This window comes from Chitinophaga sp. CC14, from assembly GCF_048957795.1.
GTDB lineage: Bacteria > Bacteroidota > Bacteroidia > Chitinophagales > Chitinophagaceae > Chitinophaga > Chitinophaga ginsengisegetis.
On record NZ_JARBFY010000005.1, the window covers coordinates 1,864,437 to 1,889,119 of the forward strand.

The following is a 24,683-nucleotide window of genomic DNA, read 5'->3' on the forward strand; positions in this document are numbered from 1 at the left end:
ATAACCAGTACCATTTTCCACCTGTATACCGGGATACCTTTGCAGGATAGCACAACATAAGTATGAAAAAAATACTGTTCTCTTCGCTGGTACTGCTTTGCGGGGTATCAGCATTCAGCCAGCAAAAAAAGGCCGATCTGCTGATCAGGTCTGTACGTATCATTGATGTAAAAACCGGTAAGATCACTGCCAACCAGGCCATTGCGGTGCGCAACGACAGTATCATTGCCGTGATGAATAACAAACAGGCCATGCAATACCAGGCCACGCAAACGGTAGACGGTAAGGGCAAATACGCCATGCCCGGTTTATGGGATATGCATATGCACTTTGGTGGCGGCGATACGCTGGCCGAAGAAAATAAAAACTTCCTGCCGCTGTATCTCGCCCACGGTATTACTACCATCCGCGATTGTGCAGCAGACATCAGCATGGACGTTTTAAAATGGCGCGATGCCATCAACAACGGGCAATTACAAGGCCCCACCATTTTCACCTCCGGTCCAAAACTGGAAGGCTATAAATCCGTGTGGCTGGGCGACCTGGAAATAGGCACCTCCGCGGAACTGCAACAGGCACTGGATTCTCTCCAGAAACTGAAAGTAGATTTTGTAAAAATTACAGAGAATACCATCAAGCCGGAAATATACCTGGAAGCACTGAAAGAAGCCAGGAAAAGAGGGATGTTTATTTCCGGGCACGTACCTTATGTACTTACCATGCAACAGGTAACAGACGCGGGCCTCAGCTCCGTAGAACATTTAACCTATGCGTGGAAAGCCGGTGTGAAAGATGATGCCGCTTTTGCACGCGCCATCGCCAACGGCGAAATAAAAGGAAAGGATATCAATAAATATATCCTCAACAACTTTGATACCGCCGCTGCTATGAACACCTACCGCCACATGGCAGAGAAAGGTACCTTCATAACGCCAACGCTTACACTGGGAAATGTAATGGCGTATTTTGACCAGGATAACCACGCACACGATCCCTACCTGCAATACATTGGCAAAGGACTCCAGCGTACTTATGAAATGCGTGTAAAGCGCGTAATAACAGACGACAGCGCCGCCATTGCCTGGCGTAAAATGATCTATGAAAAATCATCTTCCATACTGCCGCTGCTGCAGAAAGCCGGTGTTACCATTATGGCCGGCACCGATGCGGGTTACCTGAACTCATTTGATTATCCGGGTATAGGTCTTCACCAGGAACTGGCGCTGATGGTAAAATTCGGGCTTACGCCGCTGGAAGCATTACAGGCGTCTGTGATCAACTCACCCGCCTACCTGCATAAAACAAATTATGGCGCCATCGCTCCCGGTAAAAAAGCAGACATCCTGTTACTGGATGCCAACCCGGTAGCGGATATCCACAATACGCAGAAAATTTATGCGCTCGTAGTAAAAGGCAAGCTGCTTAACAGGGCCGCACTGGACGGGCTGTTACAGGATGTAAAAGATAAAACTGCGCGAACAAAGTAGCGGATTTTGTCTTTTTCAGGATTAGACTGATTTTACTGATTTAGGGATTTGATCACTTTTGATTTTAAAGGATTTTGGGAGATTTAAGCGGATATATTCGCTTAAATCTCCCAAAATTTTTTTTAATCCTTTATAAAATCCTAAAGTAAAATCAAAGTAATCAGTAAAATCAGTCTAATCCTGAAAAAGACAAATTCCGCTATTTTATCGCTGAGAACAGCCGTCCCCAACGGATGCGGTTATGATGAATACTCATCCAGATGATCCACGCTTTTCCCACAATATGATCTTCGGGAACATAGCCCCAGAAGCGGGAATCCATCGATTCACGGCGGTTATCCCCCATCATCCAGTAATAATCCATTTTGAAGGTATAGGTATTGGTTTCCTGGTTGTTGATATAAATTTTTCCATTCACCACCCGCAGCGTGTTGTGTTCATACGTATCTATGATGCGGCTGTAGAAAGGCAGGGTAAGGGTATCCAGCGTTACGGTGGTCCCTTTCCGGGGAATGTATAAAGGTCCGAAGCAATCCTCGTTCCAGTCGTAGTGTTTCGTATCAAAGGGGAACACCCGCGAATCCGCGAAGGCATCATACACATAGCGTTGCACGGTAGCGCCCATAGCTTTCAGGGTATCTATATTGGCGGTGGTGAGGTTGTAAATAAACATGCCCGAATCGCGGGTAGCCCGCTGGATATGATCTGTTCCCAGTACATCCCGCATAGAGTCGCTGAGTTCTTTTTTATCCGGCATGGTAACATAATACCGCGCTTCAAAGTGTTCCGGTGAGGCCGTGGGCGCATGATTGATATACACGATGCCGTCGATGATCTGCAGCGTGTCACCCGGAACAGCGATGCATCGCTTGATCCAGTTTTCTCTTTTGTCGACCGGCCGGATTACGGGAGGAGGATAATTTTTATGAACGTATTCCGCACCAAGCGACCGCATATTTGTGTAGTAGTCCTCATCATCGCCGGTAATGGTTTTCAATACGGTATCCCCGCAGGGATAATTAAATACCACCACATCATTGTGTTGAATACTGCTGAAGCCCGGCAAACGTGTATAGGGCCATTGAACAGCGGTGGAAAAGGGTTTGGTGTTTCTGGTAAACGGAAGGGTGTGATGGGTAAAAGGCCATGCCAGTGGTGTGATGGGGATACGCGGACCGTAGCTGATTTTGCTGACAAAAATAAAATCGTTGATCAGCAATGTTTTTTCCATAGAAGCGCTGGGGATAACAAAAGCTTCAAAGATAAAGGTACGGATAAGGGTAGCGGCAACCACAGCAAAAAGAGCAGCTTCTATCCATTCTCTCACCTTCGATTTCTTCCGGGTACCTTCCTCTGGCTGCTTTACATCGCTGAAAGAAAAATTCATTTTACACGTGGTTTTGGATAAGTAACTACTAACAATTTAATTAATTATACCCACATCTTTTCAAAATTTATATGGACAAAAAGGGCTGCTGTAATGACGCAGTAAGCAACGGGCAAAAACCTTTACAGCATTATCATACAGCCCAAATCAGCCTTTACTGCCATGAGACATCTGCGTTATTAAAAGCACACATTTCATTGTACTATTATACCCGTTTCTGCAAAAAAGTATTATCTCCCGTAATTCTTTTTAAAAAATTTCAACAAGATAAAATCGTTTTATTAAATTGCTCTGCGTAACCACTTCAGTAGTTACACATTTACCCACGTTCCAAACATAATTACCATGCATACGTCGAGACGTTCATTCATACAACAAACCGGGCTGATAGCCGCAGGTATGATGTTGCCCGGTGCTTTGGCCGCCATGACCGGCAACAAAGCGCTCCCAAAGAAAATAGGTTTGCAGCTGTATACCCTCCGCGACCAGCTGGCCAAGGATCCTAAAGGTACGCTGGCCAAAGTAGCAGGTATCGGCTACAAAGAAGTAGAAACTTTTTACGGCTTCCAGGGTGCAGACGATAAAGGAGAATTCTGGGGACTGAAGCCCGCCGAACTGAATGCTGTATTGAAACAACACCAGCTTAGTACACCCAGCGGCCATTATCAGCTCAACGATTACCTGACCAAAGGCAATGGCAATGCGGATGCGCTGCAGCCACAGATCGACCTGGCTGCTGCACTCGGACAACAATATTTTATCGTTCCGGTACTCCCCCTCTCCCTCTGGGATAAGAAACTGGGCGCTGACGATTATAAGTTCATGGCCGAACAACTGAATAAAGCCGGTGAACAATGTAAAAAAGCAAACCTGAAGATCGGTTATCATAACCACTACTGGGAATTCAAACCGCTGGCAGACAGCAACAGCACTGGTTATGAAATCATGCTGAAAGAAACAGATCCCGCACTCGTTGCCTTTGAACTGGATCTTTTCTGGGCGGTAAAATCCGGTCGTGATCCAATCACCCTGTTTAAAGAAGCACCCGGCAGATTTGTAGCCTGGCATGTGAAAGACATGGACAAAGCCAATACAGCCAGTCTTACCGCCAGCGGCACAGAAAACAAAACCTCTATGGAGCTGCTCTCCGGAGTTACTTTTGCAGAAGTAGGAACCGGCAGCATCAACTTCTCCAAAATATTTGCCCAGGCAAAACTTGCCGGTGTAAAACATCTCTTCGTAGAGCAGGATAAAATCACTATCGATCCATTCGACAGCGTAACGCAGAGTTATAAATACGTGAAGAACGTTTTGCTGAAATAACGGAGTTTGTCTTTTTCAGGATTAGACTGATTATACTGATTGAGGGATTTTACTTTTTGGATTTTATAAATGATTTTAAAAGATAAAGGGAGATACAAGCGGGTATTCGCTTATATCTCCCTTTATCTTTTAAAATCAAAAGTGATCAAATCCCTCAATCAGTATAATCAGCCTAATCCTGAAAAAGACAAAATTCGCGTAGTTTTGCACCAAAGCAACTAACATATGGCGATGCATGAAATTGAAACATTGGTGGAACTATCTGTTCTTTGCCTGGATAAAAGCCAGGAAGAAGGACTGGATCGCAGGAGCCTCTTTTTTAATCTGTACAAATTACAACAGCAATACGATACCGGGTTTACCCATTTCCGGGTAATGGATGTATTAATCAAACATCATTTCGTATATACCTTTCCCGTTACTGCGCATCCGGCTTATGCCGCGCATGCTGCCTGGTTTGATGCATTGGCTGCCAGTAAAAAGTTTAGCTTCATTTATGAAGAACCCACTGCTGAATGGAACCAGGAAACCAATCCTGTAGCGGGTTACGCTAACTTCGATTTCGCCACTCAATCCTATATTTTATACTGCGATGCCGGCTCCGCGCTCTGGGCGGCTATGGTAGCCAATGGCACCCTCACCGGCGATGACGCCATAGCGCCGGAAAAGATGGACACTTTCCCGCTGGCGCACGAAGTGGCAGAAGCCGCCGGGGAACAAAAAGATAAAGACGTGCTGGGCCTGTGGTATCAGTTCCTTCCTTACCTGGTAATGGAAGCAGAACAGGAAGGTGAACCCATTCATTATAAAGCGCTGGAAGCCATACTGGAACTGGTAGTAGCCAATGATGCCATCCCGGATGAAGGATTGCCTCCGGCAGATGAACTGCCCGTAGGTGGTGAGCTGGGGAAATTCTGTAAGTGGTGGTACGCCCCTGCAGCAGATAAGATGCCTGCAACAGCGCAGGAAGAAGTAGAAGAAGAAATAGACCTCGAAGCCGTACCATTTACAGAACAGGTGGATAAAAGCGCCGCCTGGTACGAGCAACAGGTAGTGCAGATCCTCCAGGATGCCAATGCGGCCATCACGCATATGGAAGACAGTGGCCCCAATGAAGCCACACAGCGAAGCGTTTATGAACGCCTGCAACAAGGATTAGTGTACGCTGATAAAGGACTGGAGTTGTCGCCCGGCCAGCCGCCGCTGCTCATGAACAAAGGCTCCATACTGATGTTGCTGGAACAATACGATCAGGCGCTGGCCGTTTATAACGAAGCGCTGGCCATTGCACCCGAAAATCCATATGTACATCTGAACCGGGCAGTACTCTTTTATCATATGGAACGGATCCCGGAAGCCATTGCCTCTTTTGAACACCTGCTGCAACTGGAACCGGGAAATGAATTTGCGCAACAGTGGCTTTCACATCTAAAAAACGGCGGGTGATTATCATCGCGCCTGCTGGCGGATATTAAAAGATCTGAAGCATAAAACTACCTGGCGCCTGCCTGTTGCAGCATTTGTACGATCTCTTTATAATTTCTTTTCAGTGCATGTTGCAAAGGCGTTACGCCGTCTTTGTCCGCTATATTCACATTGGCGCCCGCAGCAATCAGCATTTTTACCACCTGCTGATGCGCGGCGCCACCCTGGCCTAATATCACGGCCTCCAGGAGGGCGGTCCAGCCCAGGCGGTTGATGTGATCCACCGGGAAATTTTTATCCGCCAGCAATACCGCTATTACTTCAAGATGCGCACGCTCACAGGCAGGAATCAGCGCAGAGCCGCCGTAGCGGTTATATACTTTATAATCTGCTCCGGGCATGTATAGTTGTACCATATCCGTATAACCTTCAGCACCGGCATACAGGAAGGGCGAGTTTAACAGCTGATCCTGCGCATTTACATTGGCGCCGGCAGCCGTCAATAATTTCGCGGCAGCAGTGTGATGATGATAGGTAGCCACCATTAATGGCGTGCGTCCCTGTGCATCTTTTGCCTCCAGCTGTTCGCCCCTGGCTATAGCTGCTTTAATGGCGCTGGTGTCGTTTCCGGCTACCGCTTTGAAAATTGTATTATCACGTATCATCGTCTCCTTTTCTTTTTGTGCGCAGGCCGGATGTATGATCCAGAGCAGGCCCAGTAATAAAGTTAATCGCATTATGGAGGTTTGTTACACGAAAATAAAGCACCGTAGCCGTGATCAATGGTGTTATTCATGCATAAAACAGGACTAATTAAAACTACCTGTCTTCTTCCGCCCGGTAAAAAAGATATATCCGTTCATCTATTTTAAAAGCAAAATACCGGATTTATTTCCTAACTTATTAGTGATTAAATCTGGTAGAAAATGCCACAGGAAAACGACCAACAACACTATCCGCACAGGAAGGAAAAACATGAAGCCCGCCGCGACTTCCTGAAACAATCTTCCGCTATGATGGCACTGGCGCTCACTCCCCCGCTGGTAATAAAAGCGGCTCAGCACGATGAAGCCATTGCAGGCATCTTTGAAAAAATGCCGGTAAGCATGGAAATAAACGGGAAGAAAATAGAGGTTTCTGTAGAACCCCGTGTTACATTGCTGGACCTTCTCCGGGAACAACTGAATCTTACCGGCACCAAAAAAGGCTGCGATCATGGCCAGTGCGGCGCCTGTACGGTGCATGTAAACGGCCACCGCATTAATTCCTGTCTCACGCTCGCCGTTATGCAGGAAGGCAAAAAAATCACGACCATTGAGGGCCTCGCCAACGGCGAACAACTGCATCCGGTACAGGAAGCCTTTATTAAGCACGATGGCTTCCAGTGTGGTTATTGTACGCCCGGGCAAATCATGTCGGCCGTAGCCTGCATCCGTGAAGGCCATGCCGGTTCCCCCGAAGAAATAAGAGAATTTATGAGTGGAAATATCTGCCGCTGCGGTGCATACGACAATATCGTTCACGCCATTACGGAAGTAAAACAGGGAGGGAAAACAGTATGAACCAATTCTCCTACGTACGCCCCGCGAGCCTGAAGGCAGCTATCGACGCGGTGGCAAAAGATAACACTGCCCGTTTCATCGCCGGCGGCACCAACCTGCTGGACCTGATGAAAAGCGGCGTGGTGATCCCGGAAAAACTGGTAGACATTAACCGTTTGCCGTTAAAAGATATCCAGTTAAATGGTAACACGCTGCATATAGGCGCCCTGGCGCTTAACAGTGAACTGGCCGCACATGAACTGGTTACCACGCATCATCCGCTGCTGTCGCAGGCTTTACTGGCAGGCGCTTCACAGCAACTCCGCAATATGGCTACCGTAGGCGGCAATATGATGCAACGTACCCGCTGCACTTATTTTTATGATACTACCATGCCCTGCAATAAACGCAGCCCCAACAGCGGCTGTGGCGCTATTGGCGGCATCAACCGTATGCATGCCATCTTTGGCGCCAGCGAAAGCTGCATTGCCGTACACCCCAGCGATATGTGCGTGGCACTTGCCGCACTGGATGCGACCGTACTGGTAACCGGCCCGAAAGGTAACCGCCGCATTCCTTTTACAGATTTTCACCGCCTCCCGGGCAATACCCCGCAGCTGGATAACAACCTCGCAAAAGGAGAACTGATTACAGCCGTGGAAATTCCCGCTAACGCCTACACGAAAAATGTATACTACCTGAAGGTACGCGACCGCGCCTCATACGCATTTGCACTGGTATCTGTAGCCGCAGCGCTGGACATCAGCAATAATGTAATCCGGAGCGCCCGGCTGGCAATGGGCGGCGTAGCGCATAAACCCTGGCGACTGTACGATGCCGAGAAAGCATTGGCCGGCAAAGCGCCTACGGAAGAAAATTTCCGCCATGCGGCAGACATTGCATTGCAATCTGCCAAAGCATACACGCATAACCAATTTAAAACAGGTTTATCAGTCAACAGTATTCAAACCGCCTTACTTAAAGCTGCCAGCGTATGAAAAAGCAACAAACAGGACAGTCGATGGACCGTGTGGATGGCCGCCTGAAAGTAACCGGCGGCGCAAAATATTTCGCAGACCACCAACTGCCGGAACTGCTGTATGCCGCACTGGTATGCAGCTCCATCAGCAACGGTACCATTAAAAGCATCAATACTACCAAAGCGCTCAGAGCCCCCGGCGTGCAGGATGTAATATCACATCTCAACGCCCCGCCGGTACCGGGATATAAAAATTCCGATCCCAATGCGAAAGACGGACTCAAAATATTCAAAGACAACCGCATCTACTCCAACGGGCAGCCGGTAGCCATCGTATTGGCCAACACGATGGAACGCGCTGTACATGCTGCTTCCCTCGTGGAAGTACAATACAACCAGGAAACGCATTACACCGATATGAATGCCAATATGGGTAAAGCCTTTCAGAATAACCGGATGAAAGACTATACACGCGGGGAAGCAGATGCCTGGAAAAAAGCGCCTGTTACCATTGACGCCACCTATAGCCTTCCGCTGGAAGTACATAACCCAATGGAACTGGCCGGCATCATTGCCCACTGGGATACGCCGGACACACTGGTGCTCTACGCCAAAACGCAGGGAGTAAAAAATGTGCAGGATACCATCAAAAGACTATTCCAGATACCGGAACAGAATATCACTGTGCATTCGCAGTTTGTGGGCGGCGGATTTGGTATGGCGTTACGTGTATGGCCGCTGGAAATAGCCACCATAGTGGCTGCAAAGAAAGTACGCAAACCAGTAAAACTGGTGATCACACGCGACCAGATGTTTACATTGGTAGGCTACCGGCCTAACGCCGTACAACGATTAAGCCTGGGCGCCACTGCCGATGGTAAGCTCACCGGCATCACCCATGAAGCAGTAGCCGTTACGTCTCCCTACGAGGATTTTACAGAAGGCATTGTATCCATGAGCAAATTCATGTATGCCTGCCCCAATGTAACTACCCGGTACAAACTGGTACCGCTTAATATCAGCACGCCCATCTGGATGCGGGGCCCCGGCGAAGCTACCGGCGCATTTGCACTGGAGTCGGCCATTGATGAACTGTCTTATAAACTCAACATCGATCCGCTGGAACTCCGGGTGCTGAACCATGCGGACACCGACCCTGAAAAAGATCTCCCTTTCTCCAGTAAATACCTCAAGGAAGCTTACCAGCTGGGAGCGGAGAAAATTGGATGGTCGAACCGGAAAGCCGCTCCCCGCAGTATGCAGGAAGATGGTATGCTGGTAGGCTATGGCATGAGCAGCGGCACCTTTGGCGCATTCCGCGGCAAAGCTACGGTATCGGCTACACTAAAAGCAGATGGTTCACTCATCCTGCAGAGTGCTGCCGCCGATATTGGCCCGGGTACTGCTACCGCAATGGTACAGATAGCTGCAGATGTAACCGGCATAGCGCCGGCAAAAATAAAATTCATGCTCGGCGAATCTGCCTACCCGTTTGCACCCCAGCAAGGCGGGTCTTCTACCGTGTCTACTTTAGGCAGCGCGGTAACAGACGCCTGTAAGGCATTGCAGCAGAAGCTGGCGGGTCTTGCAATCAGCCATGTACCGGCTTTTAAAAATGCTGCTCCGGAAACAATTATTTTTGAAGATGGACAACTGCTGAGAGCCGGGCAATCTGAAAAAATATCTTACGAAACTATCTTACAACAACAACAGTTACCGGAAGTAAATGTAGTAGCCACTTCACAAAGCGGGGAAGAAAGAAAAAAATATTCCATGTATTCTTTCTCTGTGCATTTTACCAAAGTACATGTACATCCGGCTACCGGCGTGGTTCGTATAAAACATATTGTAAGTGTGGCAGATGCAGGTACCATTGTAAACGCCAAAACAGCCCGCAGCCAGATGATCGGCGGCGTAGTAGGCGGCATCGGTATGGCGCTCACTGAAGAAGCGGTTATGGATCACCGTTTCGGACGTTTTGTAAACAATAACTATGCAGACTATCACGTTCCGGTAAATGCAGATACGCCACCTACCGATGTATATTTTATTAACAAGAAAGATCCTTACATTAACCCGATGGGCTCAAAAGGCATGGGAGAAATAGCGCTGATCGGCTTTGCCGCCGCAGTTTCCAATGCCGTATACCACGCCACCGGTAAGCGGGTACGCGACCTGCCCATCACCCCGGATAAAGTACTGGATGAGAAAGGATATCAGCAATGGAAGCTGGAAAATAAAATGAGTACATGAAAGAACTGGAAGACATTGTAAAGTCATACCACGCTGCCTGCCGCCAGGGAATAAAAACGGCGCTGGCTACGGTAGTACATGTGGAAGGCTCTGCTTACCGCCAGCCAGGCGCAAGGATGCTGGTTACAGAAACCGGTATGCTCACCGGCGCCATCAGCGGCGGTTGCCTCGAAGGGGACGCCCTGCGTAAAGCGCAGCTGGTAATGATGCAGCAACGGCCCATGCTGGTGACTTACGATACCAACGATGAAGACGATGCCAAACTCGGCGTAGGACTTGGATGCAACGGTATCATTCATATACTGCTGGAACCCGTGAATGCAGAAGATCCGGGCAACCCCGTGGCTATGCTGCAGGAAATAACTTCCCATCGTACGCCTGCTGTACTGGTTACCCTGTTTACGCTGCGCCAGCGCAAAGCGCCGCAACCCGGTACCTGCCTGGTGCTCACCGCCAATGGTCAGTTGCATCACTGCATCACCGATGCTCAGCTGCAAAACGCCATCACTGCCGATGCACATCAGGCTTTGCAAACCCGCACTTCTTTTACAAAAACATACGTCTCTACCGGCAACGACTACACGACACATACGGCCTACATTCCGCCGGCGCCACAGCTATTAATTGCAGGTGCAGGCAACGATGTAATCCCGCTGGTGAAAATGGCAGCATTGCTCGGATGGCACACTACCGTTATTGATGGCCGTCCCGGTTACGCCACCACCATGCGTTTTCCGGAAGCCACGCAGGTGATCACCGCCAAACCCGTACAGGTACTTCCACAGGTGCAAACAGATCAATATACCGTGGCAGTACTGATGACTCACAATTACAATTACGATCTTGCCCTGCTGGCGCAACTGCTCCCGCTGCCGTTGCCCTACATAGGCGTGCTGGGGCCTGCAAAAAAACTACAGCGTATGCTCGACGAGCTGGCGGAAAACGGCATCTGCATTTCCCCGCTACAACGGGAACGCATACACGGACCAGCAGGATTGGACCTGGGCGCTGAAACATCAGAGGAAATTGCCTTGTCCGTTATCAGTGAAATAAAATCCGTACTGTCTGCCGCTGCCGCTACATCACTGCGGGAAAAAACAACGGCTATCCATTCCCGCGAACAACAGATCATACATCAACAACAACTATAATGGAAACAACTGGTATCATCATCCTGGCCGCCGGCGCCTCTAAACGACTGGGAACACCCAAACAACAACTCCCCTTCCAAAACAAAAGCCTGCTGCAAAACGTAGTACACACGGCCCGTCAGTGCGATATGCCCACCGTAGTAGTGCTGGGCGCCTTTGCCACTCAAATCAGGGAACAACTGGTGTCTGAAAAAGTACATACTGTTGTAAATCCAAACTGGCCTGCCGGTATGGGCGGCTCCATCCACACCGGGTTACAGCACCTGCTGCGTATAGCCCCTCACGTGAGCAATGCACTGCTGCTGCTATGCGATCAGCCTTTTATTACCACCGCGCTGCTGGAAGAAATGTTTGCGCTGAAAAACTCCTCCGGCAAAGCGATTGTAGCCTGCACCTATGGCAATTCCACCGGTACGCCGGCGCTTTTTGGTAAATCTTTTTTTCCACAACTGCTGGCACTCAATGGGCAGGAAGGCGCAAAGAAAATATTGTTGCAACATCCGGAGCAGGTGGCTACGGTCGATTTTCCACAGGGAGCAGTGGATATAGATACCAATGGCGACTATGAACAACTGCTTACCAGCACAAAATAAACCACCTTTTACAGGGGCTTCTCCCCGCAACGGCATATTCCCTTCCTGTCGCCTCCCCTGAAAACCTTCATGGTCCTGTATTACAGGATCCTGATGAGATATTCTTTGCTTTTTCCTGAAAAATTTTTTTGGTAAATAAAATGACATGCTTATATTTGTCTACAAGATTGGTAGACTAATAAAAATCATACTCACCATGAACACAGATCAACGTCATCGAAACCCGCGCCCGATAAGCGCCTCAACCAACCGCCTCACAATAGCGGCATCATATTGTTGTTGTTAACACCCACTCCCCTCTGCGGCCACCCCACCAATTGCCGCGATAGTATTTTCTATTTCAACAACTGATTTAACACTGTCAACAAAAATTTTCGTCATGAAAACGACCAACCAACCCGTATTCTCTCTCGCCGGGGGAGTAACTGCAGCGCACCTTGCCTGGTTTCGCACCTATGGCATCATACAGTTTAAAAACTTCCTCGATAAAAATGCACTTGCTACTGTGCATGAAGAAGTACAACGTGTACAGGAACTTCTGATCCGGAATAACATTCAGAAAGTAAATGGTATTCCGCTCAAATTCGGTACAGACGTGGACGGCAGCCCGCTGATCCAGCGCATCGCCTTCGCATCACACTATAGTAACGCATTGCGGGAACTGTTAAAAGACAAAAGACTGCAAACACTCACTGCTTTGCTGGGCCCCTACTCCGGCAGGATCGGTGAAAACGAAAAAGACGGACTGGTAGTAAACCACTACGTAAACACTACGGACAGCCAGTTTAAACAACTCGGCTGGCACACCGACAGCCCCCGCGATCTGTTCCTGGGCTCACGCATCCTGCCGATGCTCAATGTAGGCATTCACCTCGATGATTGCCCGCTGGACAATGGCGGCCTCAGAGTATTGCCCGGCACACATGAGCAGGGAATATTAAAACTGCTATTCAGAAAGAAATACTTCATAGACAATAACCCCGATGAAAAAGAAGTAGGCTTTGATATTGAAGCCGGCGATCTCACGGTTCACGACGGGCGCCTCTGGCACCGCGTGCAGCAGTCGCCCTACACTGGCGAAAAAAGCCGCAGAAGAGTGATGTATATTCCCATCATCACCGGCGCTTACCAGCCTAAAACGGCTGCCAGTCCTACTCCTTTTTATCACAAACTGGCACATCTGAAACAACATCTGTACGGTGGCAGACCACAGTGGGTGAATGTAAAAGCCCGGTCAGAAAGCCTTGCGGAAGTAAACACTCCATCTCTCTAAAAAATATAATCCGATGTCATACGCATTAATAACCGGCGCAGCAAAAGGAATAGGAAAAGCCATCGCTGCACAACTGGCGGAAAGGAATTATCATTTGCTGCTGGTAGATATAGATGAAAAAAGCCTCGCTGCTACAGCAGAAACACTTGCGGCGCAATATCACGTGAACGTACATACGTTGCACCAGGATCTGTCGGCCCCCGATGCTTTATCAAATGTTACCGGTTGGAGCAGCACCTGGCATCATTCGCTTTCCGTAGTGGTGAATAACGCCGGTTATGGTATCAACGGACCATTTGAGCAACTCACCCTACAGGAACAGTTCAACATCATTGATGTAAATATCAGGGCACAGGTAGGGTTATCCTATGCCTATATACCAGTGCTGCGGCAGTTTCCAAAAGCGTACCTGCTCAACCTCGCCAGCACAACAGCCTATCAAACCGTTCCATATCTCAATATTTACGCGTCTACAAAAGCCTTTGCGCTTTCCTTTACACGCGGACTCCGGTATGAACTCAGGCACTCCCCCATATCGGTCAGTGCCCTGAGTCCCGGCAGCACCGACACGGATTTCGTAAACCGGGCGCGCATGGGCGACTACACCCGTAACGTTGCCAACCGCTTCAATATGACGCCGGAAAAAGTCGCCAGAATTGCGGTAGACGGCCTCTTCAAAGGCAAAGCAGAAATCGTTCCCGGCTTCACCAATAAACTGAATGCCTGGCTGCCAAAATTCTTCCCCAAATTATTTGTGGAGAAAATTGCCGCGGGTATCTATGAACCAAAAGAGAAAGAAACCAGCACCGTAGCACTCACTGCCTGAAATACAACCCCTGCTTATATGAGAAAGCTGCATCATACCTGGTGCCGCTTTCTTATGTATATGGGAACAACATTTGCAGCACTTCTATTCAAAAAAACGAATGGCAACTGCAGGCATTCATATCGGCACATCCGGCTGGAGCTACAGGCATTGGCGCGAAATATTCTATCCAACAGGATTAAAACCCGTTGACTATCTCCCCTGGTATGCAAAAAAATTTAAGGTAACAGAAATAAACACCAGCTTTTATCACCTGCCCAAACCGGCTACAGTAAAAGCCTGGGTAGAAAAGGTACCTACACGTTTTTATTTTTGCCCGAAAATCAGCAGGTATATCACCCATGTAAAAAGATTACTGGACCCCGAAGAATCTCTACCCAAATTCTTTGACCTCTTCGATCCCTTCATAAAACACCTGGGCCCCGTACTCATCCAGTTGCCGCCAACAGCCGCTTTTGAGGCAGAAAGAGCAGATCACTTCTTCAAAGTACTTACAAAAAACTATCCCGGTTATCACTTCGCATTGGAAGCGCGGCACCAAAGCTGGCTTTCTGATGAAGCCACTGCTTTGCTACAGCAATACAAAATTGCCTGGGTGATTGCACTATCAGGGCGCCGGTGGCCGTTTGCAGAAACCATTACCGCAAAACATATCTATGTCCGCTTCCACGGGCCAGACGGCAGGTACGATCAATTATATCCCGAAAAAACAATGGATACCTATGCGGGGAAATTCAAAGAGTGGCAACAGGACAAACATACTATCTGGGCATTTTTTAACAACGACGGGCACGGTTATGCTTTACAAAATGCACAACAATTGATGGCGCTACTCAAATAGCTCCTGTTCGTCTGTATAATAAGTTTTCCGGCCACCACCGGTGTCCTTCTTAATAGGAGCGCCACCGGGGCTTTCGGTTAATTTGGAGTTATGCACCAGCATAAAATCGCGGACCTCGCCATTAATGATATCAGGATTACTTTTCAGGATTTTCTTTTCCGCTCCTTCCAGGATCTTTTTTACTGATTTCAACAGCGCTTTGATCTTTGGGGCCGGTATTTTATTAGCGATAGAAAAAGGTGAAATTTTTGCGTCCCATAAAATATCATCTGCATACGCGTTTCCGATCCCCAATACATTGTGCTGATCCAGCAGGTATTTTTTAATGGTTATTTTCTTCTTTGCCAGCTGTGCTGCCAGGTAGCTTTCGTTGAAGTCTTTCGACATCGCATCCGGCGCAGTTTTCTCTTCCGGATCGAGAGTGATATTGGCAGCGGCCTGGAAATCCGTTAAGGCCAGCCCGGTACCATCTCCAAACAACAATTCTACAATGGTATACTTTTGCTCATTCTTCTTCTCAAACAAATATAATTTCCCATGCAACATTAAATGCATACCCAGCACATGCCCGTTTTTAAATACAAAATGCAGCTCCTTTCCCACCCGCTGTATGTGTTCCAATGCCTGCCCTTCCAATGCGGCCTGCAGGTCGGCTTCTTTGGTATGTAATTTCTTCGCATTCTTTACCGTAACAGACTTCAGTTTTTTATGAAGCAGCGCTTTTTCCAGGTTATGCCGGAAGGCTTGCAGATCAGGTAATTCAGGCATGATAAATATTTTTAAGATAAGTTAACGAATGTGCGGGAAATAATAAAGGGCCGGCAGCAATAACCGACCCATTTTTTATGGCAGTTTTTTCCTTCTACGAAACAATAAACCAAAGATAATTATCATAACAGATCAGCTTATGCTGATATTGTCCATCATTTAACCAATATTAGCCACTTATACATATTTTTCATGTATGTGAATAACCTGTTAAAATAATCGCCCAGCGGCCTCAGACGCGACTTTGCGGGCTTTTTAAACACAAAAATCGCTATATTTGTGCCCTATGCCTTTTCTCTAAACCAATAAAACACGGAGTGTGAACATGAAATTGAAGCAAGTGATTAAACCGTTGATTTTTATTATTACAATTTGTCTTTTCGTATTTCTATTTACAAATTTCACCAACCTTACCACAGCTGGAACATCCACTGCAGCTACCCAACCGGCTACTGCTGTAAAAACTGACTCGGTTCAGCGGGAAAGTCTATACGACATGATGCGGCTGGATACTACTGGTCTTTCCAGGGAGGCGTTTGACAATGCGATGGTAGGATACGAGCACCTGCAGGAAAACGGACGGATAAAAAATCCGGATGTATTGTCTATTATCGACTTCTCCCTGCCCAGTACCAAAAAGCGTTTGTTTGTAATAGATCTGAAAAACAAACTATTACTTTTCAACACCCTCGTATCTCATGGCCGGAATTCCGGAAAAGATATCGCCAACGCGTTTTCCAATAAGATGAACAGCTTTAAAAGCAGTCTTGGTTTTTACGTTACCGGCGATACCTATAACGGCGAACATGGCTACTCCCTCCGTCTTGAAGGCGAAGAAGCCGGCATCAACGATAACGCCCTCAGCAGGGGTATTGTAATGCACAGTGCAAACTATGTGAATGATAACCTTGGCAAGTTACAGGGTTATATTGGCCGCAGCCTGGGATGCCCCGCCATCCCCGAAAATGTGCACCGTAAAGTGATCAGCAGCATCAGGAATGGTACCTGCCTGTTTCTTTACAGCCCGGATAAATATTATTCCGCGCATACCAAAATCCTCGTAAAAGACAGCACTGCGTCTTAAACTATTTAAACAGCTTTTGCTTAAAAACGGCGTCATGCCCATATACATCGGAGGCAAAGTATAACTTGCCTCCTTCCATCCATGCGGTGAAATAGGTAATAATCACCGGCACCGGATCCTTCACCGCTACAAACTTTTCCTTTCCACTGTTCATAGCACTATCAATTTTTTCGTTGGTCCATTGAGGTGAGCCCTCCAGGACAAACTGCGCCATTTTCACCGGATCCTTCAGCCGGATACAACCATGACTGTAGGCCCGGTTATCCCTTTCAAAAAGACTTTTCTCAGGCGTATCATGAAAGTAGATATTGTAACTGTTCGGGAACAGGAACTTCACCCGTCCCAGTGCGTTACGCTGCCCCGGCCGCTGACGGATAACCGGCAACCCGTTCGCCTGCCCGGTAACCTCCATACCTTTCGACGCCAGGTATCCCCTGTTGCGCTGGATGGCCGGCAGGATCTCCTTCCGTACAATGCTGCGGGGAATATTCCAGTAAGGACTAAACACCACCTGGTTCAGCATTCCTGAAAACATAGTAGTGCTGTGCCCTTCCTTTCCCACCACAATATCCATATCAAATAAACGTTTATCCCCGTCCGTTACATGCAGTATAAAAGCAGGTATATTTACCAGGATCAGCTTCCCCTGCGGTTTTACAGGCATCCACTTCATGCGTTCCATATTTACCAGCAACTCCCGCAGCCGTTCTTCCGCAGGGATGTTTAACGCATTGATCACAGTATCATTCAAGACGCCATTTTGCGTATATCCGTTGCTGTTACGGAATGTATTGACGGCCGTTTCCAGTTCATCATTAAATACATCGGTGCTGTCATTATTCTTCAGCTCCCCGGTTATCAGCAACCGTTTCTTTACAGCTATAATTTCGGGAGATGATTGCCCCCTTTTCAATCCCTTCTTTATTGCGGGCAATGGCTGCCAGCCACCATTTATAACATATTCCCGGTAGGCTTTGAGCGGCTCTTTCATAGGAGCAACCGCCGGGAACATCTTATCATTGGTTTTAAGCATGGAATCTGCCAGCTCCATTGCAGCGTAACGCTGTCCCGGCACCATGTGCTCCAGCTGACCGATGCTGCCGCCGGTTTCCCTGAAATAGTTAATGAGCCGCCAGGTAAGCTGCAGTTCCGTTTTAATAATTTCTTTGTCGGTAGCGCTCACTACCAGGCTGTCTTCATCGATAAGGGCATTCAGCCGCCTATCAAGCGCCCGGTTGCTGATGCTGTCTTTACTGTAATTATACAGGCTCCGGAAGGCGGCAGCCTGTTCTACCGGCCCCTTACTGTCGAACCAGGCAAATTCGAAGTTACGCGCATTGTAAAAGCTGCGTAGCCGGTTAGCGATGGTATCGTTCAGCTTTTCTGCGGTGATGAATGCGGCAATAGCCGAGCTGTCCAGGAACAGGTCGTTGTAGGCATTTTCCGGGGTAATCCCTGCATTCCGGGGACTAATGTGTTCATCAGACGTGGCAGGGGCAGATGGGGAGTTGCAGCCATTAAGCATGTATGCAAACAATGCAATCAGTAGTAGCCTTTTCATACCTGATCATCTATCAAATAGGAAGCCGGTTGCAGGATGCCCTTTTACCGGGGCAAAAAAAGAGCGGACGTAGCCGCCGCGGAACAAACTGTGCATATAGCGCAACAAAAAGTCCCCCTGCGGGGTGCAGGAGGACTTTCTCACAAAAAATATTTGCGCTAATTCTTTAGTCCCAGGTATTGTTGTACAGACTTATAATTTTTCCAGTCCACTCCACTGGCACTGCGGGCAGCAACGCCGCCGGGAACCAGCACGTAGCGGAACTGCTGGATCACTTTCTCGCCGGGGTAATTGCCGGAGCTGAGATCATGACTGGCCAGGATGATGATTCCTCCTTCAGCAGCGCGGAAACTTACAAACAGGTAAGGATCCACATAAGGCAAAGGTACTATATAAGGCGCATCGGCGGAATCAAGGTTAAAGTAAACATTTATAACGCCCTTGGTCAGTATTTCTTTGGTCAGTTTTGGAATTTCGATGGAACCAATAAAGCCATCGCCGGTTGGCACGCCATTTTCATCCCGGATACTATCAAAGGCTACATTGAGCCACTCCGAGTAGATCACGTTCGCCACACCGGTATCGCCTTTGGGACCCGCAGGGCCGGCAGGACCGCCAGGACCCGCTGGGCCGGCTGGACCGGGATTTCCGGCAGGGCCCTGATCTCCATCTTTGGAGCAGGCAGCAAAAGCCAGAATTACAGCAAACAGAAACATGAGGGGCAGGTGACGGGAAGATAATTTCATAAAGGAAGATTTTGGATGATTTAATATAATTAATGATATGTGGAGATTCGAGGCAACGGGATCTTTACACGTTAGTCAATATACAAAAAAACAAATAACAAAAATGGTATAATTTAGTTCAAACACCCATCCATAACTCTCTCCCTTTTCTTAAACAAAATCGTCACTTGTTGGTTTAAATACAATGTGATCCCTTTTTGTCATCTGAACCATTTCTTTAATAACCTATAATTAGAATATGACAGTGCGCCGTAAACTTTGTGTAATAATACCTGTACATAAATCTGTGCTATCTGAGGAAGAAGTTTTGTCCCTGCATGCATGCCACAGGCATCTGAAAGCATTCGACTGTTTCCTTGTTTACCCGGAAGGACTGCCCATTGATCGCTACCTGGCAATACATCCCGGGCTCAAACTTAAACCGGTTGCACCGTCGTGGCTTTCTTCCCTGGGGAATTATAACAGGATGAAACTATCGGTTCCGTTTTACCAGCAATTTGCTGACTACGAATTTATGATGACCTACGAACTGGATGCTTATATCTTTAGCTCTAAAGTTCATGAACATCATGGGTTCGACTTCGATTTTATAGGGGCGCCTGTTTTTGAGGGATACCTGAATGCAACACCGGATGCACCATTCCACGGTGCGCTTAATTCCGGTTTTTCTATCCGCAATATACAGTCATGTCTGACGGTTCTGAAATTACTCAGAAGATATAAGTTAAGATGGAAATTCTATCATTTCATTTACGCCAATTGTGCCGCTTTACGGAAAAGGATAAAACAGGATCAGGACGCTATCTTTTTTAACATTCATCTTAAAAAATATTATACAGGAAAAAATTTTAATGAAGATATGATCTGGACACAGGTAGTTCCCCTCCTGGAACCGTCCTTCAGAACTGCACCTCCGGAAACCGCTGCTGTATTCAGTTTTGAAGTAAATCCGGAACGGCTGTATGAACTAAATAATGGCCGGTTGCCACTCGGATGTCATGCCTGGTTCAGATTTCCTTTCTGGAAAGAATATATCAAAGTATAAGCAGCCGCTTATCAGGTATATGCTTGTTTTCCATTCATCATTTTATTAAATTTACTATACATCTATTTATCAGGTATGGCCAATTATCATGTGCAATCTCCTGTCTTATTATTATCCTTCAACCGACCTGATACTGCCTTAAAGATATTTGAACGGGTAAGAGAAGCCCGGCCCGCTAAGTTATATATCGCAGCAGACGGACCACGGGCCGGCGTAGAAAAAGATACACAGCTATGCAGGGAAACAAGGATGATATATGACCAGGTAGATTGGGACTGTAGCGTATACAAATTATTCAGTGAAGAAAATAAAGGCTGTAAAGTAGCCGTAGCAGAAGCTGTGACCTGGTTTTTCCAACAGGAAGAAGAAGGCATTATCCTGGAAGACGATTGTTTACCGACCAACGACTTCTTCTATTTTTGCGACCAGCTGCTCCCGCGCTACCGGCACGATACACGTATGGTGAATATCACCGGCACCAATCTGCAGATGGGAAAAAAGTGGGGAAACGGCAGCTACTATTTCTCACAATACAGCCACATCTGGGGATGGGCAAGCTGGCGGCGGGCATGGGAAGCATACGACATCGACCTCGAGCACTACAACGAAAAGGAAACCGTTGCTGTACTGAAAAATATCTTTACGGATCAATTCCTGATCGACGGCTGGATAGACATCTTTCAAAGACTAAAAAGAAAAGAAATAGACTCCTGGGACTACCAGTTTAACCTGATTAACTTTTTCCGGAACGGACTATGTATTACACCCAACGTAAATCTTATCAGCAACTTAGGGTTCAGGCCGGATGCCACCCATACATATAACGTTCCGGAAGATCACGCCAACCTGCCGGCGGAACAACTGGAAAAACCCCTGGTGCATCCTTTGCATTTTACACCGGAGAAACAGGCCGATTATTATTTTTTAAGTAAAGACTTTATGCTCGAAGAGAAATGGCGGAAAGTAAAAAAAGAACAACTGTTGAGAAGACGGTTTAAACGATGGGTAAGAAGTCTTTTTAAATAAATCATCTTCAAACGTCCAACAGTATGTTTCAAAAAATGATAGAAAGATCTGCCCTGAAAAAGATCCATCCCTATTACGAAATAGATGGATGGCTCACCGAACGGGAGGCACTGGGACTGTTCCTCACCGCACGTAAACTACGCCGCGACGCGGTAGTGGTGGAAATTGGCAGCTGGCAGGGAAAAAGCACCTACTGTATTTCAAAAGGACTCCGGTCAGGAAAAATATATGCCATCGATCCATTCAATGCAGACGCCGGGTTTGACCAGGAAAGCCGCAAAGAATATGCAGAGAAAGGCGCCAGCACCGATCTCCTGATACGCTTTACGGAAAATATGGAACGCCTCTCTGTTCATGATAAGATCATCGTGAAAAAAGGCTATTCGTATGAAATGCATAACGACTTTCAAAAAATCGACTTCCTCTTTATCGATGGCGACCACTCCATCGCAGGATGCAGATCGGATTTTGAATTGTACGCCTCCAAAGTTGTAAGAGGCGGCTACATCGCTTTCCACGACTACTACCCCGACCGGGATGAACTGGGTCCTACTTATGTGATCGAAAACCTGGTGGGCAACCATTTCAATTTTTTCAGGCAATATGACTCGTTATGGATTGGGAAAAAAAGATAGATTATTCACTGGTTATATGCACGTTCAATCCGGATAAACGTATACTGCAACGTTGCCTGGAAGCCGTGTGGCAGCTGGATACCTCCGGTATTTCCACCGAAGTGATTTTAGTGGATAACAACAGCGATCTCCCACTTCACCAACAATCATATATAAAGATATTCGAAGAAAAGATCCCCGGCATGCACATCCTCCTGGTACCGGAGCAGGGCGTAAATTATGCACGCATGGCGGCCATCGAAAAAGCTGCCGGCAACTATATCGTATATTTTGACTACGACAATGAACCCGAAAGCGATTACCTCCAGGAATTGAAAAAACTAAACGAACAATTTCCTGCAGTGGCAGCCTGGGGCCCCGGTAAAGTGACAGTGGATTTCATTGACGGAGTAGATAACGCCATCAGGCATTTTGCCAGCATGGCCTTTCAGCAGCGGGAAGAACAAACAGTACGAACCGCCCGGGAAAATTCGTGGCAATCCTGTTATCCTTTTGGTACCGGTCTTTGCACCACCGCCTCCCTGTTGAAAGAATTCGTGCAACTGGCCCGCCAGGGACGCTTTACCGCTTCCGGCAGAAAAGGGAATAAACTCAGCAGCGGGGAAGACACACAAATGGTATTGCATTGCATCAGCAAAGGATATGCTGCAGGCGTATCTCCAGCGCTGAAACTCACGCACATCATACCGCAGAGCCGGGCCAACAGCCAATACCTGCAACGTTTGCTGTATGGCACGTTTATCTGTTATGAAACCTGTCTGCTGCAGGTATTTCCCGAACAAAAAAAAACACTCGAACAAAAAATAATGCCGCGGTGGAAATTCTCCCGGAAATCCCTGAAGAAATTCATCAGGGCCCGCTGGAGCAAAGATCCACACAAAATGTTTGATCTCGTGGAATTCATCGCCACCAACGCAGGAACCTATGCAGCACTGAACAAACCGGTACCATTACCGGTGAACCAGATAGTCAGGATCCTGAAAGTAGAATAGCTTAAAATTAAATATAAACATGAAGTGGAAGATTCCGGAAAGTAATATCAAAGGCGTTTCAGTTATTATCTGCTGTTATAACAGTGCTTCCCGGCTGCCGCAAACATTAGCTCATCTGAATGAACAGGTAGTGCCGGAAGATTTTTTCTGGGAGATAATACTGGTCAACAATGCCTCAACAGATAACACGGTTGAATGCACCCGGGCCATCTGGCAGGAAAATAAACCGGTGAATGCTACGTGCAGGATAGTGGATGAGTTTACGCGCGGACAAATGTACGCCCGGAAAAGAGGCGCCAGGGAAGCTAATTATGAATGCCTCATATTTTGTGACGATGATAACCTGCTGGATAAAAACTACGTTTATCTTTCCTGGCAGGTGATGCTGAAAGATAAAATGATCGGTGCGGCAGGCGGACAAAATGTACCGGTAACAGATTCGGCAGCGTATCCCGACTGGTTTGAAGAATATAAAGATAAATATGCCATCGGTATCCCCGCAGAAGAATCGGGAGATGTAACCCATCGTGGGTTTGTTCTCGGCGCCGGACTGATTACCCGCAGAGCCCTGTTCCTCCAGGTGTTTGACGACAGGTATCCTTCCCTCCTGAATGGCAGGAATGGCGAAAAACTTACCACCGGCGATGATTTCGAATACTGCAAACGCCTGCTCCTGTGGGGGTTTACCTTATATTATGATAAAGATCTGAAGCTGAAACATTTTATACCGGCAGAAAGATTAACAATCGATTACAGGGACCGCCTGATGGACGGCATCCGCGAGGCCACAAAAGTGCTGAGCGTGTACGACAGGGCGCTCTTTCTCCACAACAAAAACAAACATAAAAACAGGTGGCGTTTACTTGTTATGACCCCGATCCGGATATTGTTTGCAAGAATAGGTTTGTCTAAACGGGACCTGACAACAGAAAGACAAGTACTCTTCTACCTGTCGCCATTCGCCCGCAAACAGGACGAGGTGACCTACTCAATTAAAAAATTCTTAAATAATAAATGATGGCAAGAGAAAGAAGAAAGCAGTTTAAGATATTCTCGTTTTATAATCATAAAGTAAATCCCAGGGTGCCCCGGTATCAAAAAGCAGTGTTTGGTAAATTCGGCGTGCCGGTACATCACATTGTTGATGAACAGTTCAGCCATGGCGACTTTCTGAATCATATATGCAGAACCGTTACAGATACCGACTACCTCATTTTCTTTGATATTGATTGCGTGCCCACACGTAAGGAGTGGTTATCTGAGCTATTGGAAGATCTTCGTGAACCCCGCACCATCGCCGGCGCGGCGCAAACAGCCAATCACCTGCGCGACGCAAAAAACCTGTATGTTTCCCCCTTCTTCTTTGGTATTTCCACCGCTTACCTGAAAGAGCTGGGATATCCGGATATGAATATGACGGAAGATATGGATGCGGGACAAAATCTAACGGAAGAGATTATACGACGTGGTGGCAATGTAAAATACTGGTGGCCCACTCACATCGAAGATGAGCAATGGTACCTGCATCATCCGGAGCACAATAAATTCGGGTACGGCACTACCTACAACGACCGTATTTACCATGCCTTCCTGTCGCGGCACGATTTGTCGCAGCGCTTTATAAAGAAGTGCAAATCAATATTGCCTTTACTTACCAAACTTCGTTTGAAGCTAACGGACAAAAAACAATCGCCTCCAGTAGAACAATAAAAAGGCGCCTCATACTAATGAGACGCCTTCTTTCCTA

The 24,683-nt window shown here is 47.4% G+C and carries 23 protein-coding genes; 18 read left to right on the forward strand and 5 right to left on the reverse strand.

All coding sequences use genetic code 11. The features are described from left to right. Positions 1-62: 62 nt before the first annotated feature. Positions 63-1,487 carry an amidohydrolase family protein gene (locus PV783_RS26925; RefSeq protein WP_420990314.1) on the forward strand — a complete coding sequence of 475 codons (1,425 nt, stop codon included), beginning with the start codon at positions 63-65 and terminating at the stop codon, positions 1,485-1,487. Between the two features lie 199 nt (positions 1,488-1,686). Here PV783_RS26925 and lepB read toward each other — a convergent pair whose 3' ends face one another. Continuing rightward, positions 1,687-2,874 carry a signal peptidase I gene (gene lepB / locus PV783_RS26930; protein WP_079470330.1) on the reverse strand — a complete coding sequence of 396 codons (1,188 nt, stop codon included), beginning with the start codon at positions 2,872-2,874 and terminating at the stop codon, positions 1,687-1,689. A gap of 345 nt (positions 2,875-3,219) precedes the next feature. Between lepB and PV783_RS26935 the strand changes: the two genes are divergently transcribed. Together PV783_RS26935 and PV783_RS26940 are read left to right on the forward strand one after the other, a co-directional pair. Then, entirely contained in the window at positions 3,220-4,197 is a 978-nt protein-coding gene (locus tag PV783_RS26935) for a sugar phosphate isomerase/epimerase family protein (RefSeq protein ID WP_079470331.1), read from the forward strand. A gap of 225 nt (positions 4,198-4,422) precedes the next feature. After that, entirely contained in the window at positions 4,423-5,643 is a 1,221-nt protein-coding gene (locus PV783_RS26940; RefSeq protein ID WP_420990315.1) for a tetratricopeptide repeat protein, read from the forward strand. A gap of 47 nt (positions 5,644-5,690) precedes the next feature. Here PV783_RS26940 and PV783_RS26945 read toward each other — a convergent pair whose 3' ends face one another. Further along, positions 5,691-6,359: an ankyrin repeat domain-containing protein gene (locus tag PV783_RS26945; protein WP_420990316.1), complete on the reverse strand. Its 669-nt coding sequence runs from the start codon at positions 6,357-6,359 to the stop codon at positions 5,691-5,693. Between the two features lie 189 nt (positions 6,360-6,548). Here PV783_RS26945 and PV783_RS26950 point away from each other — a divergent pair, with 189 nt between their 5' ends. From PV783_RS26950 to PV783_RS26985, 8 genes are all read left to right on the forward strand, one after another. After that, on the forward strand, positions 6,549-7,184 hold the full coding sequence (locus tag PV783_RS26950; protein ID WP_079470334.1) for a (2Fe-2S)-binding protein: 636 nt from the start codon (positions 6,549-6,551) through the stop codon (positions 7,182-7,184). Beyond that, positions 7,181-8,161, forward strand: coding sequence for an FAD binding domain-containing protein (locus tag PV783_RS26955; RefSeq protein ID WP_079470335.1), 981 nt, complete (start codon positions 7,181-7,183; stop codon positions 8,159-8,161). Before PV783_RS26950 ends, PV783_RS26955 begins: the two co-directional genes overlap by 4 nt. Continuing rightward, positions 8,158-10,395 (forward strand): xanthine dehydrogenase family protein molybdopterin-binding subunit, encoded by a 2,238-nt coding sequence (locus tag PV783_RS26960; RefSeq protein ID WP_079470336.1) that lies wholly within the window; start codon positions 8,158-8,160, stop codon positions 10,393-10,395. The genes PV783_RS26955 and PV783_RS26960 overlap by 4 nt, the downstream gene beginning before the upstream one ends. Beyond that, complete coding sequence (locus tag PV783_RS26965) at positions 10,392-11,546, forward strand: XdhC family protein (RefSeq protein WP_420990317.1); 1,155 nt, start codon at positions 10,392-10,394, stop codon at positions 11,544-11,546. Before PV783_RS26960 ends, PV783_RS26965 begins: the two co-directional genes overlap by 4 nt. After that, the gene (locus PV783_RS26970) at positions 11,546-12,139 is read left to right on the forward strand and encodes a nucleotidyltransferase family protein (RefSeq protein ID WP_079470338.1); all 594 of its coding nucleotides are present in this window, start codon (positions 11,546-11,548) and stop codon (positions 12,137-12,139) included. The genes PV783_RS26965 and PV783_RS26970 overlap by 1 nt, the downstream gene beginning before the upstream one ends. 379 nt (positions 12,140-12,518) lie before the next feature. After that, positions 12,519-13,412: a phytanoyl-CoA dioxygenase family protein gene (locus tag PV783_RS26975; RefSeq protein ID WP_079470339.1), complete on the forward strand. Its 894-nt coding sequence runs from the start codon at positions 12,519-12,521 to the stop codon at positions 13,410-13,412. Between the two features lie 13 nt (positions 13,413-13,425). After that, a complete protein-coding gene (locus PV783_RS26980; RefSeq protein WP_079470340.1) occupies positions 13,426-14,238 on the forward strand; it encodes an SDR family NAD(P)-dependent oxidoreductase in 813 nt (270 codons plus the stop codon). A 100-nt stretch (positions 14,239-14,338) separates the two neighbouring features. Continuing rightward, positions 14,339-15,079 carry a DUF72 domain-containing protein gene (locus PV783_RS26985; protein ID WP_420990318.1) on the forward strand — a complete coding sequence of 247 codons (741 nt, stop codon included), beginning with the start codon at positions 14,339-14,341 and terminating at the stop codon, positions 15,077-15,079. Here PV783_RS26985 and PV783_RS26990 read toward each other — a convergent pair. After that, positions 15,068-15,847, reverse strand: a complete 780-nt coding sequence (locus PV783_RS26990) for an Fpg/Nei family DNA glycosylase (RefSeq protein WP_079470342.1) — start codon at positions 15,845-15,847, stop codon at positions 15,068-15,070. The two genes, PV783_RS26985 and PV783_RS26990, sit on opposite strands and share 12 nt — an antisense overlap. Before the next feature lie 325 nt (positions 15,848-16,172). Between PV783_RS26990 and PV783_RS26995 the strand changes: the two genes are divergently transcribed. Continuing rightward, complete coding sequence (locus PV783_RS26995) at positions 16,173-16,931, forward strand: murein L,D-transpeptidase catalytic domain family protein (RefSeq protein ID WP_079470343.1); 759 nt, start codon at positions 16,173-16,175, stop codon at positions 16,929-16,931. A gap of 1 nt (position 16,932) precedes the next feature. Here the strand turns inward: PV783_RS26995 and PV783_RS27000 are convergent, their stop codons facing one another. Together PV783_RS27000 and PV783_RS27005 are read right to left on the reverse strand one after the other, a co-directional pair. Continuing rightward, positions 16,933-18,492, reverse strand: a complete 1,560-nt coding sequence (locus tag PV783_RS27000) for a L,D-transpeptidase family protein (protein ID WP_420990319.1) — start codon at positions 18,490-18,492, stop codon at positions 16,933-16,935. A gap of 158 nt (positions 18,493-18,650) precedes the next feature. After that, positions 18,651-19,238 (reverse strand): hypothetical protein, encoded by a 588-nt coding sequence (locus tag PV783_RS27005; protein ID WP_079470345.1) that lies wholly within the window; start codon positions 19,236-19,238, stop codon positions 18,651-18,653. Positions 19,239-19,524: 286 nt separating this feature from the next. On the opposite strand from PV783_RS27005, the gene PV783_RS27010 reads away from it, so the two are divergent. The 6 genes from PV783_RS27010 to PV783_RS27035 all read left to right on the forward strand — a co-directional run bounded on the left by PV783_RS27010 (position 19,525) and on the right by PV783_RS27035 (position 24,646). Continuing rightward, the gene (locus PV783_RS27010) at positions 19,525-20,283 is read left to right on the forward strand and encodes a DUF5672 family protein (RefSeq protein ID WP_336386810.1); all 759 of its coding nucleotides are present in this window, start codon (positions 19,525-19,527) and stop codon (positions 20,281-20,283) included. A 75-nt stretch (positions 20,284-20,358) separates the two neighbouring features. Further along, positions 20,359-21,309 carry a nucleotide-diphospho-sugar transferase gene (locus tag PV783_RS27015; RefSeq protein ID WP_079470347.1) on the forward strand — a complete coding sequence of 317 codons (951 nt, stop codon included), beginning with the start codon at positions 20,359-20,361 and terminating at the stop codon, positions 21,307-21,309. Positions 21,310-21,332: 23 nt separating this feature from the next. Next, the gene (locus PV783_RS27020) at positions 21,333-21,944 is read left to right on the forward strand and encodes a class I SAM-dependent methyltransferase (RefSeq protein WP_079470348.1); all 612 of its coding nucleotides are present in this window, start codon (positions 21,333-21,335) and stop codon (positions 21,942-21,944) included. Further along, a complete protein-coding gene (locus PV783_RS27025) occupies positions 21,923-22,936 on the forward strand; it encodes a glycosyltransferase (protein ID WP_420990320.1) in 1,014 nt (337 codons plus the stop codon). The genes PV783_RS27020 and PV783_RS27025 overlap by 22 nt, the downstream gene beginning before the upstream one ends. A gap of 19 nt (positions 22,937-22,955) precedes the next feature. Further along, the gene (locus PV783_RS27030; protein ID WP_336386807.1) at positions 22,956-23,954 is read left to right on the forward strand and encodes a glycosyltransferase; all 999 of its coding nucleotides are present in this window, start codon (positions 22,956-22,958) and stop codon (positions 23,952-23,954) included. Next, entirely contained in the window at positions 23,954-24,646 is a 693-nt protein-coding gene (locus tag PV783_RS27035; protein ID WP_420990321.1) for a hypothetical protein, read from the forward strand. Before PV783_RS27030 ends, PV783_RS27035 begins: the two co-directional genes overlap by 1 nt. Positions 24,647-24,683 lie beyond the last annotated feature (37 nt).